This is a genomic window from Pseudomonas sp. NPDC089554 (genome assembly GCF_050280645.1).
GTDB lineage: Bacteria > Pseudomonadota > Gammaproteobacteria > Pseudomonadales > Pseudomonadaceae > Aquipseudomonas.
On sequence record NZ_JBNNVR010000150.1, the window covers coordinates 1 to 6,472 of the forward strand.

Genomic DNA, 6,472 nt, shown 5'->3' on the forward strand with positions numbered 1-6,472 from the left:
GAGAAATTCCGCCGCGATGAACAGGTGCTGAGCCTGTTCACCTATGATCTACTCATTTACCGAAATCTGCATGGATGCACCTATTTTCTAGCCCTTACTTGGAGTAGAGCTCGACAATCAGGTTTTCGTTGATGTCGGCAGACAGATCGCCACGAGCAGGAACGTTCTTGAAAACGCCCGACTTTTTAGCAGCATCTACGTCTACCCACTCAACGCGGCCACGCTGGGCGCACAGTTCAAGGGCTTGAACAATGCGCAGCTGGTTCAGCGACTTCTCGCGAACCGCGACCACGTCACCCGGACGAACTTGGTAGGATGGAATGTTTACAGTCTTACCGTTGACGCTGATCGCTTTGTGCGAAACCAGCTGACGGGACTCGGAACGAGTCGAGCCGAAGCCCATACGGTAGACGACGTTATCCAGGCGGCACTCGAGCAGTTGCAGCAGGTTTTCACCAGTTGCGCCTTTCTTCGAGGCAGCAGCTTGGTAGTAACCGCGGAACTGACGCTCCAGAACACCGTAGATACGACGGACTTTTTGTTTCTCGCGCAGCTGGGTACCGTAGTCGGACTGACGGCCACGGCGCTGGCCGTGGATACCTGGGGCTGCTTCGATGTTGCACTTCGATTCCAGAGCGCGAACGCCGCTCTTCAGGAACAGGTCAGTGCCTTCACGGCGAGACAGTTTGCATTTTGGACCAATGTAACGTGCCATTCTTCTGTCTCCTGATTACACGCGACGCTTCTTCGGCGGACGGCACCCGTTGTGCGGGATTGGCGTCACGTCGGTGATGCTGGCGATCTTGTAGCCGCAGCTGTTCAGTGCACGAACGGCGGACTCACGACCTGGACCTGGACCCTTGACGTTGACGTCGAGGTTCTTCAGACCGTATTCCAGCGCAGCTTGACCAGCACGCTCAGCAGCGATCTGAGCTGCGAACGGGGTGGATTTGCGCGAACCACGGAAACCCGAACCACCGGAGGTCGCCCAGGACAATGCGTTGCCCTGACGGTCGGTGATGGTCACGATGGTGTTGTTGAAAGACGCATGGATGTGGGCGATGCCATCAACCACTGTCTTTTTGACTTTCTTACGAGGACGAGCAGCAGGTTTTGCCATGTCTATATTCCTGGGCGATTACTTGCGGATCGGCTTACGCGGGCCCTTACGGGTGCGTGCGTTGGTCTTGGTGCGCTGACCGCGAACCGGCAGACCTTTACGATGACGCAGGCCGCGGTAGCAACCCAGGTCCATCAAGCGCTTGATCTTCATGTTGATGTCACGGCGCAGATCACCTTCGGTGGTGAACTTCGCGACTTCGCCACGCAGGGTTTCGATTTGCTCGTCGCTCAGATCCTTGATCTTAGCGGCTGGATTTACACCAGCGTCTGCACAGATTTTCTGTGCAGTAGTGCGACCGACACCATAGATGTAGGTCAGCGAGATAACAGTATGCTTGTTATCTGGAATGTTGACGCCTGCAATACGGGCCATTCAGTGGGACTCCAATTGACAGCTACCTACGCCCCGGAAGCCAAGAAATAGGGCGCGAGATAATATCGCTGTAGAAACGAATAATCAACCCAGCAGCACACTAGCTGCTGGGTTTGAAGCGCAGATCACACTCAGCCTTGGCGCTGCTTGTGACGCGGTTCCGCGCTGCAGATCACGCGAACGATACCTTCGCGACGAATGATCTTGCAGTTGCGGCACAGCTTTTTCACCGATGCACGAACTTTCATTACCGACTCCTCGAACCTTAGGGGGTCTATCAGCGCAGCAGACCGCTGCCACCGTAGCCTTTCAGGTTGGCTTTCTTCATCAGGGATTCGTACTGGTGCGAAACGAGGTGCGATTGTACTTGGGACATGAAGTCCATCACAACCACTACCACAATCAGCAACGAGGTCCCGCCAAGGTAGAACGGAACGTTTGCCGCCACCACCAGGAACTGGGGCAGAAGGCACACGGCCGTCATGTAAAGAGCACCGAACATGGTCAAACGGGTCAGGACGCCATCAATGTAGCGAGCCGACTGTTCACCAGGACGGATACCCGGAATAAAGGCACCGGACTTCTTCAGGTTTTCCGCTACGTCTTTCGGGTTGAACATCAACGCTGTGTAGAAGAAGCAGAAGAAAACGATCCCTGCACTAAACAGCAGAATGTTCAACGGCTGACCAGGAGCGATCGACTGCGAGAGGTCCTGCAGCCAGCCCATACCATCGGACTGACCGAACCAGGCACCCAGCGAAGCCGGGAACAGCAAAATGCTGCTGGCGAAAATGGCCGGGATGACCCCTGCCATGTTCACCTTGAGCGGCAAGTGGCTGGTCTGCGCAGCGAAGACCTTGCGGCCTTGCTGACGCTTGGCGTAGTGAACGGCGATACGACGCTGACCACGCTCAATGAACACCACGAAGCCGATAATCGCTACTGCAAGCAAACCGATAGCGACCAGGGCGAAGATATTGATATCGCCCGTGCGCGCAGACTCGAAAGACTGCCCGATTGCTCTCGGAAGACCGGCAACGATACCTGCGAAGATCAACATCGAGATACCGTTGCCCACACCGCGCTCGGTGATCTGCTCGCCCAGCCACATCATGAACATTGCACCCGCCACGAAGGTGGAGACAGCAACGACATGGAAGCCCAGGTCTACAGAAAACGCCACGCCCTGGTTGCCCAGGCCAATGGACATGCCAATGGCTTGAACAAGCGCCAGGATAACGGTGCCGTAGCGGGTGTACTGGCTGATCTTGCGACGGCCAGCTTCACCTTCCTTCTTCAACTGCTCCAGCTGTGGGCTGACAGCGGTCATGAGCTGCATGATGATCGACGCCGAAATGTACGGCATGATCCCCAATGCAAAAATGCTCATGCGCTCCAGCGCACCGCCGGAAAACATGTTGAACAAGCTAAGAATGGTCCCCTCATTCTGTCGAAACAGATCCGCCAGACGGTCCGGGTTAATGCCAGGCACCGGGATATGCGCGCCGATCCGGTAGACGATGATCGCCAGGAACAGGAAGCGCAGACGAGCCCAGAGTTCCGACATCCCGCCCTTACCGAGCGAAGAGAGAGCACCTTGCTTAGCCATTTATTCCTCGAATTTGCCGCCAGCTGCTTCGATAGCCGCACGCGCACCCTTGGTGGCTGCGATGCCCTTGATGGTGACTGCGCGAGTGACTTCGCCCGACAGCATGATTTTCACGCGCTGTACGTGCTGGCCAATCACGTTGGCATCCTTCAGGGACTGCACGGAGACGATGTCGCCTTCCACTTTGGCCAGCTCGGACAGACGCACTTCTGCGCGGTCCATGGCTTTCAGGGAAACGAAACCGAACTTCGGCAGACGACGGTGCAGCGGCTGTTGACCGCCTTCGAAGCCTGGAGCGATCGAACCACCGGAACGGGAGGTCTGACCTTTGTGGCCACGGCCGCCAGTCTTACCCAGACCGCTACCGATACCACGACCCGGACGATGCTTCTCGCGACGGGAACCCGGCGCTGGACTCAGATCATTGAGTTTCATCGATTAACCCTCGACCTTCAGCATGTAGTAAGCCTTGTTGATCATCCCGCGGTTTTCGGGAGTATCCTGGACTTCTACAGTGTGACCGATGCGACGCAGACCCAGGCCTTTAACGCACAGAATGTGGTTAGGCAGACGGCCGGCGGTGCTCTTGATCAACGTTACTTTTACGGTTGCCATGATCAGAAGATCTCCTCGACGCTCTTGCCGCGCTTGGCAGCAATGGATTCAGGAGATTGCATGGCCTTCAGACCCTTGAAGGTGGCGTAAACCACGTTCACTGGGTTGGTCGAACCGTAGCACTTGGCCAGAACGTTCTGGACACCAGCAACTTCCAGGACAGCACGCATTGCGCCGCCGGCGATGATACCGGTACCTTCCGAGGCAGGCTGCATGTAAACCTTCGAGGCGCCGTGGGCAGCCTTGGTGGCGTACTGCAGGGTGGTGCCCTTCAGGTCAACCTGGATCATGTTGCGGCGAGCAGCTTCCATGGCCTTCTGGATCGCGGCAGGTACTTCGCGCGACTTGCCACGGCCGAAGCCAACACGGCCCTTGCCATCACCTACCACGGTCAGCGCGGTGAAGGTGAAGATACGGCCGCCTTTAACGGTTTTAGCAACGCGGTTAACTTGAACCAGCTTCTCGATGTAGCCTTCGTCGCGCTTTTGATCGTTATTTGCCATAACTTAGAACTCCAGCCCGCCTTCACGAGCAGCATCAGCCAGCGCTTTACGCGGCCATGGTACTTGAAGCCGGAACGGTCAAAGGCAACTTGAGATACACCGGCGGCTTTCGCGCGCTCAGCTACCAGCTTGCCAACCTTAGTGGCCGCGTCGATGTTGCCAGTGGCGCCATCACGCAGTTCTTTGTCCAAGGTCGAGGCACTTGCCAGAACCTTGCTGCCGTCGGCCGAAATGACCTGGGCGTAGATGTGCTGCGAGGAGCGGAACACGCACAGACGCACGGCTTCGAGCTCGTACATTTTCAGGCGTGCTTTGCGAGCGCGACGCAGTCGAATAACTTTTTTGTCGGTCATTTGCTAGGCCCTACTTCTTCTTGGCTTCTTTACGACGGACTACTTCGTCCGCGTAACGCACACCCTTGCCTTTGTAAGGCTCTGGCGGACGGAAGTCGCGGATTTCAGCGGCCACCTGACCTACCAGCTGCTTGTCGATGCCCTTGATCAGGATATCGGTCTGGCTAGGCGTTTCAGCGGTGATACCAGCTGGCAGTTCGTAGTCCACTGGGTGAGAGAAGCCCAGCGCCAGGTTCAGGATGGTGCCCTTGGCCTGTGCCTTGTAACCAACACCGACCAGCTGGAGCTTGCGCTCGAAGCCTTGGCTTACGCCCTGGACCATGTTGTTGACCAGAGCACGGGTAGTACCGGCCATGGCACGAGCTTGCTGGTCACCGTTGCGAGCGACGAAGCGCAGCTCGCCGGACTCTTCGGTAACTTCAACAGACGAGTGAACGTTCAGTTCGAGAGTGCCCTTGGCACCCTTCACCGAAAGCTGTTGGCCGGCGAACTTGACTTCAACACCGGATGGCAGCTTAACGGGGTTCTTAGCGACGCGAGACATGCCTATCTCCCCCTTAGAACACTGTGCACAGAACTTCGCCGCCGACACCGGCAGCGCGCGCAGCGCGGTCAGTCATCACACCTTTGTTGGTGGAGACAATAGACACGCCCAGGCCGCCACGAACTTTCGGCAGGTCTGTGACGGACTTGTACTGGCGCAGGCCTGGACGGCTGGAGCGCTTCAGTTCCTCGATGACCGGACGGCCTTCGAAGTACTTCAGTTCGATCGACAGAGAAGGCTTGGCTTCGCCGCTGACTTGGTAGCCAGCGATGTAACCTTCATCCTTCAGAACTTTGGCAACCGCGACCTTCAGGGTGGAGGAAGGCATGCTTACGACGGACTTTTCAGCCATCTGGGCATTACGGATGCGAGTTAGCATGTCCGCTAACGGGTCCTGCATACTCATGGGCTAGATGCTCCTGATACAAGAATTATTAGCCTTGCGGCTATCACAACCACCTAAGCAGGCAGGGCAAAAAACCCGGGCTCAGGTGAGCCGGTCATTCTAGACACAAGACAGAAACGAAACAAGCCCCACGAGGGGGCTTGTTTCGTTGCGATGTCACCGGCGGTCGGAAGATCACTCCCCTGCCGCCGGGATCACACCAACCGATGTTACCAGCTGGCCTTGACCAGACCTGGAACATCACCGCGCATTGCAGCTTGGCGCAGCATGTTACGGCCCAGGCCGAACTTACGGTATACACCGTGCGGACGACCGGTCAGGCGGCAACGGTTACGCAGGCGCGAGGCGCTAGCGTCACGTGGCTGCTTCTGCAGTGCGACTACGGCAGCGAAACGCTCCTCAGGGGAGGCGTTCAGGTTGACGATGGTCGCTTTCAGCTCAGCGCGCTTTTTAGCGAACTTGGCTACCGTGAGCTGACGTTTCAGCTCGCGGTTCTTCATGCTCTTCTTGGCCATTTTCCTACTCCAATCAGTTGCGGAACGGGAACTTGAAAGCACGCAGCAGTGCGCGACCTTCGTCGTCCGAACGAGCAGTGGTGGTCAGGGTGATGTCCAAACCGCGCAGAGCATCGATCTTGTCGTAATCGATTTCCGGGAAGATGATCTGCTCTTTCACGCCCATGCTGTAGTTGCCACGACCGTCGAAGGACTTGGCGTTCAGGCCGCGGAAGTCGCGAACCCGAGGCAGGGAGATCGCCAGCAGGCGGTCCAGGAATTCGTACATCTTGTCGCTACGCAGGGTCACCTTGACGCCGATCGGCCAGCCCTCACGGACTTTGAAGCCCGCGATGGATTTACGAGCGAAAGTCACGACCGGCTTTTGACCGGTGATCTTTTCCAGGTCGGCCGGGCAGACTTCGCCATGCTCTTCGTGGAATTGCAGGGCGT

General features: G+C 57.1%; 12 protein-coding genes and 1 pseudogene. All 13 read right to left on the reverse strand.

The window, feature by feature from the left end; translation table 11 throughout:
* Positions 1–94 precede the first annotated feature (94 nt).
* Entirely contained in the window at positions 95–715 is a 621-nt protein-coding gene (rpsD, locus tag ACQKPE_RS25465; RefSeq protein WP_016393395.1) for a 30S ribosomal protein S4, read from the reverse strand.
* A 15-nt stretch (positions 716–730) separates the two neighbouring features.
* Positions 731–1,120: a 30S ribosomal protein S11 gene (gene rpsK / locus ACQKPE_RS25470; RefSeq protein WP_003255454.1), complete on the reverse strand. Its 390-nt coding sequence runs from the start codon at positions 1,118–1,120 to the stop codon at positions 731–733.
* Positions 1,121–1,138: 18 nt separating this feature from the next.
* Positions 1,139–1,495, reverse strand: a complete 357-nt coding sequence (gene rpsM, locus ACQKPE_RS25475) for a 30S ribosomal protein S13 (protein ID WP_003255457.1) — start codon at positions 1,493–1,495, stop codon at positions 1,139–1,141.
* Positions 1,496–1,626: 131 nt separating this feature from the next.
* Entirely contained in the window at positions 1,627–1,743 is a 117-nt protein-coding gene (gene rpmJ, locus ACQKPE_RS25480; RefSeq protein WP_011531897.1) for a 50S ribosomal protein L36, read from the reverse strand.
* Positions 1,744–1,772: 29 nt separating this feature from the next.
* Positions 1,773–3,104: a preprotein translocase subunit SecY gene (secY, locus tag ACQKPE_RS25485; protein ID WP_427669455.1), complete on the reverse strand. Its 1,332-nt coding sequence runs from the start codon at positions 3,102–3,104 to the stop codon at positions 1,773–1,775.
* Positions 3,105–3,539: a 50S ribosomal protein L15 gene (gene rplO, locus ACQKPE_RS25490; protein WP_427669456.1), complete on the reverse strand. Its 435-nt coding sequence runs from the start codon at positions 3,537–3,539 to the stop codon at positions 3,105–3,107. It abuts the gene before it with no gap.
* A 3-nt stretch (positions 3,540–3,542) separates the two neighbouring features.
* On the reverse strand, positions 3,543–3,719 hold the full coding sequence (gene rpmD / locus ACQKPE_RS25495) for a 50S ribosomal protein L30 (RefSeq protein ID WP_023535007.1): 177 nt from the start codon (positions 3,717–3,719) through the stop codon (positions 3,543–3,545).
* A gap of 2 nt (positions 3,720–3,721) precedes the next feature.
* Positions 3,722–4,222, reverse strand: coding sequence for a 30S ribosomal protein S5 (gene rpsE / locus ACQKPE_RS25500; RefSeq protein WP_003255465.1), 501 nt, complete (start codon positions 4,220–4,222; stop codon positions 3,722–3,724).
* A gap of 3 nt (positions 4,223–4,225) precedes the next feature.
* A pseudogene (gene rplR, locus ACQKPE_RS25505) lies at positions 4,226–4,575 on the reverse strand (50S ribosomal protein L18).
* A 10-nt stretch (positions 4,576–4,585) separates the two neighbouring features.
* Positions 4,586–5,119, reverse strand: a complete 534-nt coding sequence (gene rplF / locus ACQKPE_RS25510; protein ID WP_027594874.1) for a 50S ribosomal protein L6 — start codon at positions 5,117–5,119, stop codon at positions 4,586–4,588.
* A gap of 13 nt (positions 5,120–5,132) precedes the next feature.
* A complete protein-coding gene (gene rpsH / locus ACQKPE_RS25515) occupies positions 5,133–5,525 on the reverse strand; it encodes a 30S ribosomal protein S8 (protein ID WP_427669457.1) in 393 nt (130 codons plus the stop codon).
* 209 nt (positions 5,526–5,734) lie between these two features.
* On the reverse strand, positions 5,735–6,040 hold the full coding sequence (gene rpsN, locus ACQKPE_RS25520; protein WP_003255472.1) for a 30S ribosomal protein S14: 306 nt from the start codon (positions 6,038–6,040) through the stop codon (positions 5,735–5,737).
* 13 nt (positions 6,041–6,053) lie between these two features.
* A partial coding sequence (rplE, locus tag ACQKPE_RS25525; RefSeq protein WP_427669458.1) for a 50S ribosomal protein L5 occupies positions 6,054–6,472 on the reverse strand: 419 nt, incomplete at its 5' end.

Excerpts from the sequence above, each read along its gene's own strand:
- rpsM (WP_003255457.1), bottom strand. The coding sequence starts at position 1,495 with ATGGCCCGTATTGCAGGCGTCAACATTCCAGATAACAAGCATACTGTT.
- rpsE (WP_003255465.1), bottom strand. The coding sequence starts at position 4,222 with ATGGCAAATAACGATCAAAAGCGCGACGAAGGCTACATCGAGAAGCTG.
- rplO (WP_427669456.1), bottom strand. The coding sequence starts at position 3,539 with ATGAAACTCAATGATCTGAGTCCAGCGCCGGGTTCCCGTCGCGAGAAG.
- rpsN (WP_003255472.1), bottom strand. The coding sequence starts at position 6,040 with ATGGCCAAGAAGAGCATGAAGAACCGCGAGCTGAAACGTCAGCTCACG.
- rpsD (WP_016393395.1), bottom strand. The coding sequence starts at position 715 with ATGGCACGTTACATTGGTCCAAAATGCAAACTGTCTCGCCGTGAAGGC.
- rplF (WP_027594874.1), bottom strand. The coding sequence starts at position 5,119 with ATGTCTCGCGTCGCTAAGAACCCCGTTAAGCTGCCATCCGGTGTTGAA.
- rpmD (WP_023535007.1), bottom strand. The coding sequence starts at position 3,719 with ATGGCAACCGTAAAAGTAACGTTGATCAAGAGCACCGCCGGCCGTCTG.
- rpsH (WP_427669457.1), bottom strand. The coding sequence starts at position 5,525 with ATGAGTATGCAGGACCCGTTAGCGGACATGCTAACTCGCATCCGTAAT.
- secY (WP_427669455.1), bottom strand. The coding sequence starts at position 3,104 with ATGGCTAAGCAAGGTGCTCTCTCTTCGCTCGGTAAGGGCGGGATGTCG.
- rpmJ (WP_011531897.1), bottom strand. The coding sequence starts at position 1,743 with ATGAAAGTTCGTGCATCGGTGAAAAAGCTGTGCCGCAACTGCAAGATC.
- rpsK (WP_003255454.1), bottom strand. The coding sequence starts at position 1,120 with ATGGCAAAACCTGCTGCTCGTCCTCGTAAGAAAGTCAAAAAGACAGTG.